This window comes from Cutibacterium modestum, assembly GCF_008326345.1.
In the GTDB taxonomy this organism is placed as follows: Bacteria; Actinomycetota; Actinomycetes; order Propionibacteriales; family Propionibacteriaceae; genus Cutibacterium; species Cutibacterium modestum.
This window is the reverse complement of sequence record NZ_BJEN01000001.1, coordinates 320,989-336,969: the sequence shown is the minus strand read 5'-3', so window position 1 is coordinate 336,969 and position 15,981 is coordinate 320,989. Positions and strand designations below refer to the sequence as shown.

Sequence of the window (15,981 nt, the reverse complement as noted above, 5' to 3'; positions counted from 1 at the left end):
GTCGCGACGTTCGCGGCATGAGCATGTCGGTTCTCATCACTATGTTGCTGCCTGTCCTCTTGGTATCTGCGGGAATCGCGGTCGATGGTGCTGAGCGGGCGCGGGCAGTACGCATCGCCCACACCGTTGCCGCCGAGGCAGCTCGAGCCGGGTGTGAGGAAGGCTCCGCAGCACAGCTCGTCGGCCAAGATGGGACCGGGGCTGCTCGTGTGGCTGCGGAGACGTCCGCGCGAGGGGCCAAAGCAGACAGACTGAGCCGACTTGTCATCACCGCCAATGGAGACGCCGTCAGCGTTGCGACCGAGGTCACCCGGCCTACTCGTCTACTCGCCCTTATCGGTCTAACCGAAGTGCACGGTCGAGCGAGCCAAATGTGTACCCTGCTGGCCCGCTGAGGCTACTGCAGCGCGGTTGCAGCGATACAATTGCAAGGTGCCTAAGTATTTCCCGGTCCACCCGGAGAATCCACAGCGGCGTTCCCTCAACCAGGTCGTCGACATCCTGCACGGTGGCGGTCTCATCGCCTACCCGACGGACACAGGTTATGCCTTCGGAGCCCGGCTTGGAAATAAGGATGCTCTGGACCGGATTCGCAAACTTCGTCAGCTATCTGACAAACATCACTTCACACTAGTCATGAGTAGGTTTGCGCAGGTTGGCCAGTATGTCCAGATGGATAACTGGGTGTTTCGCGCCGTCAGAGCCGCTGTGCCGGGGCGATACACTTTCATTCTTAAGGCCACTCGCGATGTTCCGAAGGTTATGCTGCACCCGCGCAAGAAAACCGTTGGGATACGCGTCCCCGAGCATGTGACGGCCCTGGCCCTGCTTGAGGCTCTGAATGAGCCCATTGTCTCCTCTACCCTGATCCTGCCCGGTCAGGACACACCTATGGTCGACGGATGGCAGGTGCAAGACGAGATAGGTGACCAACTCGATGCCGTCCTCGACTCCGGGGACTGTGGCGTTGAACCGACCACAGTAGTTGACTTCACCTCTGGGAAGCCGGTCATCACCCGCCGCGGTGCGGGAGATTCCTCTCTTTTCGAGTGAGGCCATAGCGCTATGGCCATGGCCGACTGAAGAAGGGTTGTAAGAGAGTGCTTGGTTTAATGGGGGCGATGGAGGATGAGGTGCGCCTCATCCGAGCTGACCTTGAAGAGATCGAAGAGCTGGATGGTCCGTGCGAATTGCTGCGCGGACGGTTGGAAGGCACCCCTGTAGTGCTGGCTAAATGCGGTATCGGCAAGGTGAATGCCGCCTTGGCTGCCTCGGCAATGGTTCAAGCTGGCGCAACGAGTATCGTCTTTACCGGAGTCGCTGGTGCCGTCGCTTCCGAATTAGGAATCGGCGACGTCGTCGTCGGCAATAAGTTTAGTCAACACGATGCCGACGATACTGCATTTGGTAATCCTATTGGGATTATTCCGGGAGAGCCGCCATTCTGGGAACCGAATCCTGATCTTTCCGCCGCGGTGCTAGATGCGTTGCGCGAATTAGAGGAGCCTCGTGGCCATCAAGTAGTAGCGGGGCCGATCGTCAGTGGGGACCAGTTCATCGCTCAGGCCGAAAAAGTCGCCTGGCTACGCGCGACATTTGGGGCTAGCGCCGTTGAAATGGAAGGTGCTGCTCTGGCACAAGCGGCCAGTCATCTCGGTGTGCCCTTCGCTGTGGTGCGGATTCTGTCGGACTCTGCCGACGGCGATGCGGTAGCGGACTTCCCTGCATTCCTCAACGATGCTGCCCATCGCGGCCGCGACCTCGCTCACGCTCTAGCTAAGCAAGCACCGAGGACTTGACCGACGCTGTCAGGCTCTGACGAGGAGGGCGCCTGGGGCCACGTGGGTTCTCATTGTCGTCACTGTGCCTATGGGGTCTCCATCAACTTCCGCCAAGATCGGGCCGGAGCCAGACGTGATCAGGGCGGTCCGCGACGTCGCGTGGCGCACCAGGCGGTGGCCGTGCCGATGCCGGGTCACAAAGTGATTGATGACGGCAACCCAGCCGACAATGCCGTCAGGAGACAGCGTGAGGACGTCAAGAGTACCGTCATCAATGCGACCGTCGGGTACGAGATCGACGCCACCGGGAAGTACTGAGCAATTGCAGACCAACACCGTTCGCGCCCGAGTGGCGACGGGGCGGCGTCCGTCAACGCTCGCCCGGGCCTGGAATCCAGGCTGCACCAGGGCCAGGGCACCCGAGACGATATAGGCTAGCCAACCAATCTTGTCCTTAAGGTGGTCCCGGGTACCGGCCATCGTCTGGGCATCCATTCCCATGCCAATCATGACGGTGAAGCAGATTTCCTCGGATTCATCGAAGCGGACATAGCCGAGATCGATGGCTCTGACCGGGCGCGTTAGCGCGGCATCAAGGGATGCGGCCAGATCAGTATGCGGTAACTTGAGATTACGGGCCAAAAGGTTCCCAGTACCCATCCCAAGTATCCCCAACGGGACCCTCGTGTTGGCTAGACCTGTGCTGACCTGACGAATGGTGCCGTCACCCCCAAGAGCCAGGACGAGGTCGGCCCCCTCATCGACAGCCTTGCGGGCCAGGCCGTGGCCGTGGTCATCGGCTGTCGTGGGGAGGAAAACAGGGGCGACGCCGCAGTGCTCGCGGCACTTCTTTACGACAAGGACGCGCCAGTCGGGGTTGTTTTGTGTCTTGATGGAGTTGTGGACGACTGCCACCTTACGCGGCTGAGATGTCTGCACGCAGCTAGCCTAGGTCATCCTGCCGCAGCCATCCGTATCTGTCTTTACGTTTCGATGTCGACCCAACGCTGGCCCGTCGGCGTGATGCTGACACCGCGGCCCAGCAGCTCGGCCAGGTCGATGGCCATCTGATCCCCACCACCGGCGCGGCATGCCAATGTCAGCACGGACCCTTCAGCGGTGTACTCCACGTTGGTGACATCGTGTCCGGCGGCACGGATGATGCCTTCCTCGCGGCCGGCTCGACATAGGCCGATGGTGGTCGTAAAAGTATCCATCAACACCCGTCGGTGAAAAATGGCTGCTGCTAGCGCGTTGCCGACGGCGTTACCATAGGCTTTGGTGAGACCTCCGGTTCCCAACTTGATGCCACCGAACCACCGGCTGGTGACGGCGACAACGTCAGACAGATCTGCTTTTCCTGTCGGGTTCGCCGTTATGAGGGCCGTCAAGGTCGGCATTCCCGCTGTGCCAGCGGGCTCACCATCGTCACTGCACCGTTGGAGCCGACGATCCGGTCCCAGTACGAAGGCGGAAACATGGTGGCGGGCATCGTGGCCGTCTTGCCGGGCTTTGGCGATAATCTCTCGAGCCTCGTCCTCACTGGACACGCGCACCAACCGGGTGAGGAAGACCGATCGCTTGACCTCGAATTCAGCCACAACAGGGCTTGCTAAAACGCTGTACTCGATCACTCGACCCCCGGAAGAGAGGTCACCATATCCATCCGGATCTTCTCCATCTCGTCGGCGACACTGTGGGCGTCAAGGTTCTGGCTCGAAATCGGCGGCAGACCGGTAATGAATATCGCGATATCGGCTAGCAGCCGCCGAGCCCATGGCACTGGCTCGTCACCGGTGTGCCAACAGACTGAGAGCAGATCGTAGCCGGTTTCGGTGACAGTGCGGTCTACCTTGGACCAGTCTTGTAAAGCTTGGGGAGCATCAGGACGGGTCGCCGACAGTAGGGCCGAACCTTGGATGAGTTCGTGGACCATCTGGTTGCGCTCAATCTGGGCCTGTGGGGTTTTGTTGCGTCCCTGAGACAGGGATCTCAGCACCGGCATCATAGAACGGAGGGTTCGGCGATATTGACTTCGTACCAGCAGCACCGGGGCGCGTCGACCGACGATATGGATGGTAACGATGCCGACCGTCAAACCTACAATTGTCTCGATGATGCGGTCTTGAGCTAGCTGGTACATCTCGCCGGGTCTCGTTAGCGGCGTCATAAAGAGTGCAAAGCAGGTGATGGAGATGCAGGCGAGGCCGTAATTGCGCGTCACTAAGGCCTGCATGATCCACAGGAATATGATGATGAGACCAATCTGAACCCAGCCTGACGGGCCGAATGCGGCGATTGCCAAGTACAGGCCAAGTCCGACGACGGTACCGAGCACTCGGTGGATGGCGCGGATCGTCATATCTGAGCGAGTCGCGTCCATATGCATCATAATAAGGACGCTCAATACTGCCCAGTATGGGTGACCGAATGGCAGTAGGATCATCAGTAGCGAGGCGAAGAAGACACCGGTCGCAGCGCGCAGGGCCACCATCGTCGGTCGCGCCCCTCGTTCCAGCGCGGTTCGCAGCAGATAGCTAGCTTTGGGACGACCAAGGGGAGTCCAGTCCACATGGTCGGGCAGAGAGACATCGGCCGAAGGGAAGGCCTCCAGCCGCAACTCGTGCTCTAGTCGCATATGGACAGTGATAAGACGGGCCCGTAAATCCGACAGTTCGGACATCTCGGACGGGTTATCCGTGCCGGAGGAGTGACCGTCATTGTAGGTCCACCACGCCCGGTGAATGGCCGCATGAGCAGCTGAACGTAACCGGGCAACTTCGTGACTGTCGGCATCGTCATCAGGCTCGCAATAGGCGTTGACCGCGCTTTCAGCCTTTTCAACTGCGGCACGGACTGGGCGGTGCGGCGAGATGAGGATGATGATCATTGACACGGCAGCGGCAATCAGAAACGACGGCACAGTGAAAATAAATACTGTGCTGACCGTCCAGCCATGACTGGCCATATAAGCACCGAAAGCGGCTGCGAAGAGAATATTGAGTGGGCCAGGCGGACCCAGCTGCAGGGCATGCCAAACCCAGATGACGATGAGAGTCCAGCTAGCAAGGATAACCGGCAGAAGCCACTCGATACGTACCGATACCAGACCCAGGCATTGTGAAAAGACCGTTGCGAGCCCAACTCCAAGAAGGATCCGGGCCCGTGACATGGGAGCGTTGCTGATGCCGGCTAAGGCGCCCATTGCTCCCATCATGCCCATAGCCGCGTGGGCCGGGCTGACGATAAGACCCATGGTCACGAGAGACACGGCCATTGGGATGACGAAAATGACCGCCTGACGACTGCGCCCAGGGGCGGGGCGAATCGTGATGAGTTTGCGCAGCAGCTGCCGAGGTTTTGACGGCTGAGTGGCCTTGCTCATGCGCCGCGGCCCATACCGGTGGTCGTCGTCAGTCGTCCCACAATGGCAGTGGTGGACCAGCCAGTGCCAACGTCCGTACTCGTTGCGGTGATCATGCCAGTTTCGAGAATGATGTACGTCTCCTTAATCGTGTGTCCACTATCGACCCCTTGCACCTCAACCTGGTCAGTATCGAGGTCAGTGCTGGAGTTTTGCAGGACTTCGTCAAAGGGGGAGACGATGATAGCGAAGGGGATGAAGTCGCCTGCAGGCTCGCCGCTGGCGTCAGTGCGCGAGAAATTCACAAAGTGGAAGACGCCGATCTTGTGGCGGCAGCGGTGCGTCCTTGTGACGGCTGTCGTCCTCGATAGCCGAATGGTTTGGTCGGTAAGAACGTCGAAGCCGATGCTTCGTCCGGACTCGGTTTCACGGAAGAGACCGAAACCACGGGACAGACGAAAACGAATACCGAGGGTGTTGACATCGGCGACGACAGCCAGAGCAATAGCGGTTGCAGACGTTGGATTAGGCGAGCGGTGCACCTGACAGCCAAACGGCTTACGCAGCAGACGCGGGATAATGGACAACGATATTGCCCCACCCACAAGGTGGATGCCGGCTACGTCAAAATTGGCATTGTTGAGCAGGGAAGACAGTGGCTCCATCGTCTCAATAGTGCGGTCTATGAGGGACTGGCACGCTTGGGCCACCGGAATACGCAGGGTCGTTGAATCCAGATCGACGAGGAGGCTGCGGGACTGGGGACGCAAAGCCTCCTTAGTGAGGCGGCATGTTTCCATGAGGTCAGCGCGAGCAGCGAACGTCTCATCTAGGTAACAAGCGGCGAGATTGGCGAGAACCACGTCGAAGCCATTACTACCGAGGTCATTGAGGTCGACGGAGTCGAGCACTTCCGGGCTTTGACCAGCCATATAGACCAGGGATGTGTCGAAGGTGTCACCACTGAAGCCGTAAATACTGCTCCTGGTACGCTTCGAATTGAGTTTGCGGGGTTGACGTAGGGCGAACTCCAGCCCAGCGGCCGAAGGTTCATTGACAAGACCAAGGACCTCAATTTTGGCCTGCCGAGCTGCGTCCATCGCCACGAGACGTTGCCCGAGACGGACGTGGGCGGGAACGCCGGGTAGCTGGTCGTGAGAGCCATCTTCGGTGCTAAAGAAGGGCAATAGAAGGTGATTTCTGTCGTCAACAGCAGCCACCGTATAGGTGGTTCCTCCGTCGATTCCCAGATCCATGGTGGGCAGCTTAAGCCTGGGCACCGACGCCGCCATCAGTCGTCGGTGTCGCCCCCACGGCGGGGGTGATAATCCGGCTTGCCATCGTCGGAATTGTCATCGCTGCTGCGCCGGGGACCCGAGTCTTGTCCGCCTGAATCGGCGTCGTTGCCTGGGCTATCGTTGCCGTCGATCGAGCGCAGAAAGTCCTCGACTTCAGCACCGATGTCCTCGGCGTTGGGGACGGTAACCTGCGTCGTGCCGAGTTCGCGCTGGGTAACTCGGGAGTCGTACTGCTCCTCGAGAGCATGGAGCATGGCTTTGAGTTCTTCAGAATTGTTGACCTGGGTGTCGATCTCAGCGCGAACTGTGTTGGCAGCCACCGCCAAGGAGTTGATAGGCAATGCCAGACCGGTCGCTCCTCGCAATGCCTCCACGAGGGCACGAGCCGATTCTGGATAATCCAGATCAGCCAAATAGTGGGGTACATGGGAGGCAAGTCCGATGACAGCGTGATTCGTTTCCCCTAATCGCTGACCGAGTACGACGGGGAAAGAGGCCGGTACCTGAAGGCGGCCGAAAGGAGACGTCGACCCCAAAATGAGTTCAGGTCGCGATGCCCAGCGGGTAACCATAGCGGGACGGGTGTGAGGCGTCAGTATCGGAATCGAATCCGTAATGACGGTCAATCGGATCGCCATCGAGTCGACAAGACCGGTCAGGGACGACACCAACGATTCCCAGCCGAGAGCCGGTTCTGGGCCATCCAATACGAGGAACCCTTGGCCAAGTTGATCGGTGACTTCATGCAACACGAGGCGGGGACGCTCGTACCCCTCAAAGTGGTCGGTATCGAAGATGATGGGCTGACGGGAATCGCGATGGTCCAGCAACAGATCAATGTCGAATTCTCCGAGCTCGTGGTGGGGAAGCTGGGAGAAGATGGCGTCGCGCACCCGTGCCTGCACCAGACCGGTGTCACTAAAAGACTGCACCAGAGTGATGAGGGTGGACACCTCCTGATCCGGACCCACAATTCCGGGATGCCAGCTGAAGCGATCGCTCTGCCGATCCATGGGCGCCCTCCTTTCCATCAGGGGCAGGTTGGTGTAACCCCGTGAGTCCTCACTCTATTCCGTTGTGCTGGTAGGTAGTCTTACCGCGTCGCTAATCGACCGAAGGACGGATTACATGAGGATGACGTGCCGAGCAGCAACTACGGTCGCCGTGGCAGGGATGTCCTTGCTTGCCGGGTGCTCACAAACTAGCGGAGCAGTGCCTGGGGTCAGCGACTCTCCTGATGCCTGGTGGAAGGCTTCACCGTCTGTGAAGAGTGAGTCTTCTAATTCCAAGTCTGCTCCACAGACCGCCGGATTGGCACCGGCGACGGTCACTCCCGCGCCTGCAGCGGCCAGCGGTCCGTGTGGGTACGCTGTGGCAGGCAAGGCTGCTCGCCCAGTTGATATGCCGCCGTCTGACAATATCGAAAAGTCTGGTTCCACCACCGTGACTCTCACGATCAATGACGCTCCGGTGGTGCTCACTGTTGATCGGGCGGCGGCCCCCTGCGCCGCGAATGCGTTCATTTCGTTGGCCGAGCAGGGATATTACAATAACACCTCGTGTCACAAACTGACGACAGGAGATACCAAGTATCTCCAGTGCGGTGATCCTTCCGGAACTGGGAATGGCGGTTCAGGGTACTCGTATCCGGTTGAGAAGGGGGCCAAGACCGGAGGATCAGTTGGCTCCGGAACTCTTGCGCTGGTCGCCGACTCTCAGCATCGATTGGGTTCGCAATTTGCTCTAGTTTATGGCGATTCCAAACTACCCGATTCCTTCCCCATTATTGGAAGTATCGATAAGGACGGTGTCGAGAGTATCGCCGAAATCGCTCATAAGGGGATTGCGGACGACGGCCTTTCCCCAAAGGTTGACACCAAGATTGGCTCGGTTGTGATGGGCTGAGCTTCAGCGAGGGCCTAGAGGTTCCTGGCACCGCGATAGGAAGGCTGCTAGCACTTGCACGAAGATTCCTGGCTGGTCTGAATGCACCCAATGGCCGGAATTCTTAACTCGAATTCGACGTACCTGGGGGAAGAGCTCGTGCATGGCCTGGGAATGGTCGGGTCCGACGTAATTCGACTGTTCAGCAGTGATCCAGAGCGCTGGTCCATTCCAGGTTGACGTGACCGAGGGCCAGGAGCCGATATCGGACAGCCCATTGCCCAACAGATCGAGATTCATTTGCCAGTACCAGTGTTCATTCTCGCCGGTTTCATGGCGTAAATTTTGCAAGAGGAACTGGCGGATGTTCGGGTCGGGCACCCTGTCGGACATTTGTTTCTCAGCTTGCCGACGGGTGGTTAACGCTGTCAGATTCACCGATTTCATCGCGTCAACGAGGGGTGCCAGTCCTATGAGGCGCGAATCCACTGGGGCCATGTCGACGACGGTAAGACTACGGGCTAGGTCAGGGTTGTCGAGGACCGTCCGCATGACAACCTTGCCACCCATCGAATGGCCCAGCAGATGGGTTGGACGGTTCCCACTGGTGGCTCTTACGGTCCGTGCCAGGATGTCGGCCATGTCTCGATACGAAAAGGTCTCGGTCCAGGGAGATCGACCATGGTTCGGCAAGTCAACAAGGATGCAGCGGTAGGCGTCAGGGTCGGTAGCAAGGAGGTCCTTCGCCACCCGAGTGAAGTTTTTTCCCTGTCCAAACACCCCGTGGCACCAGTACACGTCCTGGCGACCATCCCCGAAGGTGGACAGATGGAGTTCATTCATGGGTGCGACCTCCAACACCCGGTGTGCCAGTGACGGCGTTCCTCGACCGGGGACCTGGAAAACATCAATGGTTCATGCGGCCAGGCGACGATATGTGGGGTTCCTGGCTGAATTGGATGCAGACACCCTGGACAGGTATAGGCCTTCAACGCTCGGCCTGCAGGCACCATGCGTACGGCGTGCAGACCATCTCTCTTATGCTCGGAGTGTGGGTGACTAGCCGCATTGAGGGGTCGGGGCGGGCGTTGCCACTTGCGTGAACCATGATGACGACCCATAGGTCCCATTGTGCCCTAATTCGTGTCGGAGACGACAACGCCGAAAGGGCAACCTCGTCACAACATGTTCAAGGACGGGTAGAGTTCCACACCGTGCGTCTCGTCATTGCCCCGTGCCAAGTCGACTACACCGGCCGTCTCACGGCCCATTTGCCGTGGGCCAAGCGGCTTATCGTCGTCAAATCAGATAATTCGGTAAGCGTCCACGCTGACGACCGGGCATATAAGCCTTTGAACTGGATGAGTTCCCCGTGCACATTGACGACGCGCCCCTGCCTGCCGGATGAGCCAGCGGCCGCTGCTGCTGTGAACGCTGAAGAGATTTGGGAAGTTGACGCCCCGACCGGCGACCATCTCCAAATCCTGGTCGGCCCGAAGACCCTCGATGTTACCGAGGAATTGGGCATTGATCCGGGCTTACAGAAGGACGGCGTAGAGGCTCATCTCCAAGAACTGCTGGCCGAGAATCCTGACACTTTCGGTGATGGCTGGTCGCTGGTCCGTCGTGAGTACATGACGCCTATCGGTCCCGTTGATCTGCTGTGCCGCGATGCTGATGGGGTTTATGTCGCCGTCGAAGTCAAGAGGCGCGGTGAGCTTGACGGAGTCGAGCAACTCACCCGGTATCTCGACCTGCTCAATCGAGATCACCTGTTGGGTGATCGGGTGCGCGGGGTTTTTGCCGCCCAAAAGATCAAGCCGCAAGCACGCACCTTAGCCGCTGACCGTGGTATTGAGTGCGTCACTGTCGATTACGACGCCCTCCGTGGCATGGACCACCCGGAGGATCGCCTTTTTTGACGTGTGCACAACTGTGGGGCCTTGTCCTCCTGGCCAGGGCCCCACAGTCTTGTCCTCAGCTCACTTCCCAGGCTCAGTGCCTTGGGGGAGGACTTGGGTTTTCTCGTTGTCAGACTCGTCGGCAGCAGTTGCACCACTGGGTTGGGCGGACTTGTTATCCCTCACTGCTGGAATAACTTGGGTGCGCTGGTTGGCCCGATTGTCTTGAGGAGCAGCCTCCTTACCGTCGGCAATCGACTGATCTGACTGGCCTGTCCCGCTGGGGGCTGGTTTCTGCCCAGCCTGAGGAGCCTTCGGATCGATGACGATAGTGGTGTCCTCGGTAGTCTCCTCTTCCACTTGTTCAGCGAAGGGATCAGCGTCCGGGTAATTGCTTTCGGCTTCTCCGGCCAAGGCCTTGAGATTATTGAGCTGCGCGATGACAGCCTTCTTGCGCTGCAACAGAGCGGCAGTTTCGCGTTCAAGCTGCTCTTTACGCCAGGCGTACTGTTCCTCGATGCGTTCCTTCATCATGGCAGCCTGACGGTGGGCGGTTGCGATGCGGTTCTCAGCGTCACGGGCAGCCTGGTTGCGTGTAATCTCAGCCTCTTTTAGAGCGCTCTGACGAATGGCGTCGGCCTCCTGGGTACGCTTGGCGACGTTGTCGCTACTAGCCTGCTGATGGGCGCTTGCCTGTTCGAGCAATTGCTTAATCTCGGCTGCTGCCTTATCGTGGCTCGCACGGGCCTCGTTAGTAATACTCTCGGCGTCTTTCCGCGCCGTGGTCGTGATCGTTGCGGCCTCCGAACGAGCCTTATCAAGGATCTGGGCGGCCTGGGCACGAGCATTCTGATCGATAGTGCCGGCTTTGGTGCGAGCTTCGGCAACAATTGCTTCGGCATGAGTGCCAGCCTGCTCGACGATGGTGCGGGCCTGATGGCGGGCCTGCTCGATTGCGGCCCGCGAGTCCTTGGCCGCCTCATCACGCAACTCGCGCTGATTGGCTAGCCCTGCGACGCGAATGTCGTCGGACTCGGTCTGGGCTGCAGCTCGCATATCGGCAGCAACCCGTCGTCCTTCCTCCTTGATGCGCTCAGCTTCGCTTCCGGCCATAGCGACGATGTCCTTAGCCTGGGCTTCAGCGGCTGTGAGGATCTCAGTGGCGTGTACCCCCAGACGTTTGAAATCAGTCTGGGTCGCCTCGGCTTGGGCCTGAGACACCTGCCCGCGCAGGTGCCGGGTGAGCTGTTTCAGGGTCGACACCTGCTGCTCGATTTCCCGGACATAGTTATCGACGCTCGTGCGGTCGTAACCCCACATCGAATGGGTGAAACTACCGGCAGCGCTGGCGGTGTCGTCGAAGAGGTTAAGTCCGGTCTCTTCGTCGAATTGGCCGTCAGAAACGTCTTTTATGCTCACCGATGGTCCCCTTTCAGTAGGTGACTTCAACGGTACCAATCGAAACCGAATGACAACCATGCAACTCACCGAGACGAGACAGGCCCTAGGGACCAAATCACGTTGGTCTCTAGGGCCTCTTATCTCAGTGGCGTGTCAGTCCTTGTAGGGCATGCCGCCGGCCGGGGGCTCGGTGATCTCGATGAGGATACCGCCGGTGTACTTGGGATGAAGGAAGATGACGCGAGAACCAGCCGTTCCGATGGAGGGTTCGCCCGTGAAGACGGCACCGCGCTCCTTGAGGGTGGCGATCGTCTTGTCCAGGTTGTAGGTGCGGTAGCACACCTGCTGGATCATGTTCTTGTTCTTGGAAATGTACTTTCCAATGGTGCTGTCTTCGCCGAGCGGAGCGAGCAGCTGAACGACCGTCGATTCCGCGCCGCGCTTTCCTGTGCCGAGCATGGCCTCTTCGACGCCATGCCCCTCGTTCTTCTCACGGAAGAGCACCCGGAAGCCCAAGACGTCGCAGTGGTACTTGATGGCCTCGTCCATGTCCTTGACGGCGAAACCGACGTGATCAATGCACGCAAAGGGATCGTTGTTGAAGTTCTCCATGGTTCAATCCTTGCACTGTCCGGCAAGGACCAGCCTGGCGGGGTAGGTATTCCAGGAGCCTCGCGATACGGGGTAGCGAAACCCATGTTGCGCTGCGTCGTGCCCGCTCGGTGACTCGAATAGCTCATGAGGTCAAACAACTCATCAGCTGGAAAAGTGGCTTCATGGTAATGGCGTCTGTTCTCCTCAGCGTTGTGCGTAGTCAACAAACCGTTCTTGGGTCAAGAATGACTGTGAAGCGCCCCCTATGCCCATCCTTGAAACCGCGTGCCGAGCCAGGAGCCGTAGTGAACGTGAGGAAGACAATTTACACGATTATCGTCGTGTTTCCCGCGGTGTTTTGCTTGTACTACACCTCACGGATCCGAACGGCACAGTTCGGGTTACCCATGGTTTTCAGTGGGTTTTGAGTTGGGAGGGTAGCTCTCCTTGCCTGACGTTATCCGCCGATTCTTTGATCTCGATGTCGACCGTCTCCTGCTAGTGAGCAAACCTGTGAGTGAGCAAAGGGGAGTACGTTATCGACGAAGTTCCCAAGCACTGGAGTCGTGCGTGTGCTACCGGTTCTCGCTATGGCTGTTGCGGTGCTGCTGTTCGTCTCCATGATTTTCGCGCAGAGGCGGTGGGAGATCGTCTTCCTCATGGGAGTCGTCGTAGCGACGTGGGGAGCGCTTTGCTTTCATCTCGATCACATGGACCGTTTCGTCGTTGCCGGTATGCGAGTGTTCCGAGTGCACGGGTTTTCGATCAGCACCTGACGACAATGCCCATAACGCGCAATCTCGATGTTTCTGTCCACCAGCTTTTCCCGGGGCGGCTGCTCGGCTATGGCCACTTCGTCTTTGAGCCAACAGCGCAGGACCAAGGCTTACAGGAGATCGACTATGTCGACAACCCAGAAGAGCGCGGATTGACGATCCAGCGAGTGATTCAGATGGCCGGTTACCGGACCCAATCTAGCCAAACCCAAGAAATGTCCATGAGATGTGACATCGTCCCGACCGCTCGAGACGATGTCGTGCTAGGCCGTCAGTCGTTGAGAGCTTGATCGACGATGTGGCGGGCCTCGTCCTGCACAGCGGCCAGGTGGGCGGCGTCGCGCAAGGACTCGGCGTAAATCTTGTACTTATCTTCTGTGCCCGAGGGACGGGCTGCGAACCAGGCATTCTCAGTGATGACCTTGATACCGCCAATCGTTGCGCCATTGCCTGGGGCCTTTGTGAGGATCATCTCGATCTTCTCGCCAGCGATGGTGTCAGCCGAGACGTCGTCAGGGGAGAGGGCCTTGAGGCGGGCTTTCTGCTCGCGCTTGGCGTCGGCGTCAATGCGGGCGTAGTAGGACTTACCGAAACGGTTCTCCAAGTCAGTGTAATGCTCAGACGGGGAGCGACCAGTGACGGCCTTGACCTCACTAGCAAGTAGGGCGAGCAGGATGCCATCCTTGTCCGTGGTCCAGGTCTGGCCGTCGAGATCGAGGAAAGATGCTCCGGCCGATTCCTCGCCACCGAACCCGATGTCCCCGCGCATCAGGCCAGGCACGAACCACTTGAAGCCCACTGGCACCTCGATAAGGCGACGCCCCAGGTCGGCCGCCACCTTATCGATGAGGAAAGAGCTCACCAGAGTCTTGCCGATGCCGGCGTCAGGGCCCCACCCCGGACGATGAGCAAAGAGGTAACCAATCGCCACAGCCAGGTAGGCGTTCGGGTTCATGAGACCGGCGTCTGGCGTGACGATGCCGTGACGGTCAGAGTCGGCGTCGTTGCCAGTCGCGATGTCGTAAGCGTTCTTGTTCGCGATGAGTGAGGCCATTGCTGAAGGGGAGGAACAGTCCATCCGGATCTTGCCGTCAGAATCAAGAGTCATGAAACGCCAGGTCGGATCCACTTTGGGATTGACGACCGTCAGATCAATACCGAGGTGGTCTGCGATGTACTCCCAGTACTGAACCGAGGCTCCGCCGAGCGGATCAGCGCCAATGTGGACGCCGGCCTTGTCAATAGCGTCGAGGTTGATAACGTTGCGCAGATCGTCGCAATATGCGCTGCGGTAATCGTAACGTGAGACCTCGTCGCGCACCTGTTCGTAAGGCTTGCGGCGTATACTTGACGGATCGGCGAGCAACTCGTTGGCACGTTCAGCAATCCAGCCGGTGGCGTCTGTGTCGGCCGGGCCACCGTGCGGCGGGTTGTACTTGAATCCGCCGTCGCGCGGCGGGTTGTGTGAGGGGGTGACGACGATTCCGTCAGCCTGGCGTCCCTCGCTCAAGCGGTTGTGAACAATGATGGCTCGCGAGATCGCTGGGGTCGGGGTCCACTCATCGTCATGCTCGGCGACGACCTCGACGTCATTGGCACACAGCACCTCAATAGCGGTCGTCCAGGCCGGCGTAGATAGAGCATGGGTGTCCTTGCCAATGAACAACGGGCCGTCGATCCCCTGAGAGGCGCGGTACTCCACGATCGCCTGAGTCGTGGCGGCGATGTGAGCGTCATTGAAGGCACCGTCGAGAGAGGATCCGCGGTGACCCGAGGTGCCGAAGACGACCATGTGGTCGGGGTCCGAAGGGTCCGGGGAGATGTCGTGGTAGGCCGACAGCACGGCATCGACGTCAATGAGATCGGATTCCTGGGCAGGTTTCCCAGCACGTTCATGAGCCATGAGCTCATTCTCTCACCGAGTGGTGTGCCACAACAGGCTGCTGCTGGAAACAGCCTCTTATCGTCGTTTTCGGCCATGACCGTTAGCTATCCCGGCGAGGCTCGTTCGATGCATCTGGTTGAATGGACGACATGTCTTCTGACTCGATTCATCGTCACGATGCCGTCGATCTGTCGGCGCTGGCAGCCGCAGCCGGGTCCGCCGATTCTTCTGCTGGACCGGTTACCCCTAATGGCTCGGCAACTGCCAGGACCTGGGTGATCGAAGGCACCGAAGAAAACTTCAACTCGCTACTCCAAAAATCGGTGCAGCATCCGGTGTTGGTGGAATTCACAACGCCAAAGGCCCATGGTGCCGAGCAGATGGAATCGGTCCTGCGCCGGGTTACTGACGAAGCCGCTGGCAAGTGGCTTTTGGTGCACGTCGATATTGATGCCCAGCCCCGGCTGGCCCAGAGCTTGAAGGTTCAGGCCGTCCCCATGCTCGTCGCCGTCATTGGTGGTCAGCTTGCCCCGCTGGCTCAGGGCACCATCGATGAGCAGCAGTTCCGCCAGATCACCGAGCAGGTTATCCAGGCAGCGATCTCAGCAGGAATGGTGGGACGCGCAGAACCGGTGAGGGTTGAGGTGAGCAGCGAGGAATCGGTCGGCCCGGATCCTCGTACCGTTGAGGCTGAGAAGCTCATGGAGGCCGGGAAGTTCGACGAGGCTGTCGCGGCTTATGACGCATTGCTAGCTTCGGAGCCGAATGATCCCGTCCTTATCGCTGGCCGGAACGGGGCGGCACTGCTTGGACGGTTGGATGGTAAAGACTCCGCCGCCCTGTTGACCGCCGCTCAACAACATCCCGATGACGTTGACGCCCAGTTGGCGGCCGCTGATGTGGAGTTGATGGGGGGACGGTCCACTGATGCTTTTAACCGGATCATCCAGGTGGTGCGCACCACCCGTGACGAGGAGCGTGAGACTGCTCGTTCCCGACTGCTTGACCTTTTTGCGATGGTCGGGCAATCCACCCCTGAGGTTGCCGCAGCTCGCCGTTCGTTGGCGGCCGCATTGTTCTAAGGCTCGTTTAGCTGA

Annotated in this window: 19 protein-coding genes; 8 read left to right on the top strand and 11 right to left on the bottom strand. The window is 59.1% G+C overall.

Going from position 1 to position 15,981, the window contains the following annotated elements; all coding sequences use genetic code 11:
• The first annotated feature begins 74 nt into the window (after positions 1-74).
• Genes F1563_RS01680 through F1563_RS01670 form a run of 3 tightly spaced genes read left to right on the top strand, consistent with a single transcriptional unit; the run spans position 75 to position 1,799 of the window.
• The gene (locus F1563_RS01680; RefSeq protein ID WP_172623584.1) at positions 75-395 is read left to right on the top strand and encodes a hypothetical protein; all 321 of its coding nucleotides are present in this window, start codon (positions 75-77) and stop codon (positions 393-395) included.
• Between the two features lie 37 nt (positions 396-432).
• Positions 433-1,053, top strand: coding sequence for an L-threonylcarbamoyladenylate synthase (locus tag F1563_RS01675; RefSeq protein ID WP_002527265.1), 621 nt, complete (start codon positions 433-435; stop codon positions 1,051-1,053).
• 47 nt (positions 1,054-1,100) lie between these two features.
• On the top strand, positions 1,101-1,799 hold the full coding sequence (locus F1563_RS01670; protein ID WP_443090026.1) for a 5'-methylthioadenosine/adenosylhomocysteine nucleosidase: 699 nt from the start codon (positions 1,101-1,103) through the stop codon (positions 1,797-1,799).
• Positions 1,800-1,808: 9 nt separating this feature from the next.
• On the opposite strand, the gene F1563_RS01665 is transcribed toward F1563_RS01670, so the two are convergent.
• The 6 genes from F1563_RS01665 to F1563_RS01640 all read right to left on the bottom strand — a co-directional run bounded on the left by F1563_RS01665 (position 1,809) and on the right by F1563_RS01640 (position 7,774).
• The gene (locus F1563_RS01665) at positions 1,809-2,720 is read right to left on the bottom strand and encodes a diacylglycerol/lipid kinase family protein (RefSeq protein ID WP_007433826.1); all 912 of its coding nucleotides are present in this window, start codon (positions 2,718-2,720) and stop codon (positions 1,809-1,811) included.
• A gap of 44 nt (positions 2,721-2,764) precedes the next feature.
• The gene (locus tag F1563_RS01660; protein WP_002527262.1) at positions 2,765-3,415 is read right to left on the bottom strand and encodes an IMPACT family protein; all 651 of its coding nucleotides are present in this window, start codon (positions 3,413-3,415) and stop codon (positions 2,765-2,767) included.
• Positions 3,412-5,166 (bottom strand): FUSC family protein, encoded by a 1,755-nt coding sequence (locus F1563_RS01655; RefSeq protein ID WP_002527261.1) that lies wholly within the window; start codon positions 5,164-5,166, stop codon positions 3,412-3,414. Before F1563_RS01655 ends, F1563_RS01660 begins: the two co-directional genes overlap by 4 nt.
• Positions 5,163-6,437, bottom strand: coding sequence for an Hsp70 family protein (locus F1563_RS01650; protein WP_002546807.1), 1,275 nt, complete (start codon positions 6,435-6,437; stop codon positions 5,163-5,165). The genes F1563_RS01655 and F1563_RS01650 overlap by 4 nt, the downstream gene beginning before the upstream one ends.
• Positions 6,437-7,456, bottom strand: coding sequence for a PAC2 family protein (locus tag F1563_RS01645; RefSeq protein ID WP_007433829.1), 1,020 nt, complete (start codon positions 7,454-7,456; stop codon positions 6,437-6,439). Before F1563_RS01645 ends, F1563_RS01650 begins: the two co-directional genes overlap by 1 nt.
• Before the next feature lie 111 nt (positions 7,457-7,567).
• Complete coding sequence (locus tag F1563_RS01640; protein ID WP_002546809.1) at positions 7,568-7,774, bottom strand: hypothetical protein; 207 nt, start codon at positions 7,772-7,774, stop codon at positions 7,568-7,570.
• Positions 7,775-7,844: 70 nt separating this feature from the next.
• Here F1563_RS01640 and F1563_RS01635 point away from each other — a divergent pair, with 70 nt between their 5' ends.
• Positions 7,845-8,348, top strand: a complete 504-nt coding sequence (locus tag F1563_RS01635; RefSeq protein ID WP_002527258.1) for a peptidylprolyl isomerase — start codon at positions 7,845-7,847, stop codon at positions 8,346-8,348.
• Between the two features lie 3 nt (positions 8,349-8,351).
• Here F1563_RS01635 and F1563_RS01630 read toward each other — a convergent pair whose 3' ends face one another.
• Positions 8,352-9,170 (bottom strand): alpha/beta fold hydrolase, encoded by an 819-nt coding sequence (locus F1563_RS01630; protein WP_002527257.1) that lies wholly within the window; start codon positions 9,168-9,170, stop codon positions 8,352-8,354.
• Entirely contained in the window at positions 9,167-9,340 is a 174-nt protein-coding gene (locus F1563_RS15010; protein WP_503826437.1) for an Rv1322 family protein, read from the bottom strand. The genes F1563_RS01630 and F1563_RS15010 overlap by 4 nt, the downstream gene beginning before the upstream one ends.
• Positions 9,341-9,541: 201 nt before the next feature.
• On the opposite strand from F1563_RS15010, the gene nucS reads away from it, so the two are divergent.
• Positions 9,542-10,249 (top strand): endonuclease NucS, encoded by a 708-nt coding sequence (gene nucS, locus F1563_RS01620; protein ID WP_172623547.1) that lies wholly within the window; start codon positions 9,542-9,544, stop codon positions 10,247-10,249.
• 60 nt (positions 10,250-10,309) lie between these two features.
• Here the strand turns inward: nucS and F1563_RS01615 are convergent, their stop codons facing one another.
• Positions 10,310-11,647, bottom strand: a complete 1,338-nt coding sequence (locus F1563_RS01615; protein ID WP_002527254.1) for a DivIVA domain-containing protein — start codon at positions 11,645-11,647, stop codon at positions 10,310-10,312.
• Between the two features lie 135 nt (positions 11,648-11,782).
• Positions 11,783-12,241, bottom strand: coding sequence for a VOC family protein (locus F1563_RS01610; RefSeq protein ID WP_002527253.1), 459 nt, complete (start codon positions 12,239-12,241; stop codon positions 11,783-11,785).
• Between the two features lie 554 nt (positions 12,242-12,795).
• Here F1563_RS01610 and F1563_RS01605 point away from each other — a divergent pair.
• Both F1563_RS01605 and F1563_RS01600 read left to right on the top strand, forming a co-directional pair.
• Positions 12,796-12,999, top strand: a complete 204-nt coding sequence (locus F1563_RS01605; RefSeq protein ID WP_007433832.1) for a hypothetical protein — start codon at positions 12,796-12,798, stop codon at positions 12,997-12,999.
• A gap of 5 nt (positions 13,000-13,004) precedes the next feature.
• The gene (locus F1563_RS01600; protein WP_002527250.1) at positions 13,005-13,289 is read left to right on the top strand and encodes a hypothetical protein; all 285 of its coding nucleotides are present in this window, start codon (positions 13,005-13,007) and stop codon (positions 13,287-13,289) included.
• On the opposite strand, the gene pgm is transcribed toward F1563_RS01600, so the two are convergent.
• Positions 13,271-14,902, bottom strand: coding sequence for a phosphoglucomutase (alpha-D-glucose-1,6-bisphosphate-dependent) (gene pgm / locus F1563_RS01595; protein WP_002527249.1), 1,632 nt, complete (start codon positions 14,900-14,902; stop codon positions 13,271-13,273). The two genes, F1563_RS01600 and pgm, sit on opposite strands and share 19 nt — an antisense overlap.
• A 122-nt stretch (positions 14,903-15,024) precedes the next feature.
• Between pgm and F1563_RS01590 the strand changes: the two genes are divergently transcribed.
• The gene (locus F1563_RS01590) at positions 15,025-15,966 is read left to right on the top strand and encodes a tetratricopeptide repeat protein (RefSeq protein ID WP_002527248.1); all 942 of its coding nucleotides are present in this window, start codon (positions 15,025-15,027) and stop codon (positions 15,964-15,966) included.
• Positions 15,967-15,981 lie beyond the last annotated feature (15 nt).

Bases quoted from the DNA above. Each gene is read 5' to 3' on its own strand.
- F1563_RS01655 (WP_002527261.1), bottom strand. From the start codon at position 5,166: ATGAGCAAGGCCACTCAGCCGTCAAAACCTCGGCAGCTGCTGCGCAAA.
- F1563_RS01650 (WP_002546807.1), bottom strand. From the start codon at position 6,437: ATGGCGGCGTCGGTGCCCAGGCTTAAGCTGCCCACCATGGATCTGGGA.
- F1563_RS01645 (WP_007433829.1), bottom strand. From the start codon at position 7,456: ATGGATCGGCAGAGCGATCGCTTCAGCTGGCATCCCGGAATTGTGGGT.
- F1563_RS01635 (WP_002527258.1), top strand. From the start codon at position 7,845: ATGCCGCCGTCTGACAATATCGAAAAGTCTGGTTCCACCACCGTGACT.
- F1563_RS01630 (WP_002527257.1), bottom strand. From the start codon at position 9,170: ATGAATGAACTCCATCTGTCCACCTTCGGGGATGGTCGCCAGGACGTG.
- F1563_RS15010 (WP_503826437.1), bottom strand. From the start codon at position 9,340: ATGGTGCCTGCAGGCCGAGCGTTGAAGGCCTATACCTGTCCAGGGTGT.
- F1563_RS01610 (WP_002527253.1), bottom strand. From the start codon at position 12,241: ATGGAGAACTTCAACAACGATCCCTTTGCGTGCATTGATCACGTCGGT.
- F1563_RS01600 (WP_002527250.1), top strand. From the start codon at position 13,005: ATGCCCATAACGCGCAATCTCGATGTTTCTGTCCACCAGCTTTTCCCG.
- pgm (WP_002527249.1), bottom strand. From the start codon at position 14,902: ATGGCTCATGAACGTGCTGGGAAACCTGCCCAGGAATCCGATCTCATT.
- F1563_RS01590 (WP_002527248.1), top strand. From the start codon at position 15,025: ATGGACGACATGTCTTCTGACTCGATTCATCGTCACGATGCCGTCGAT.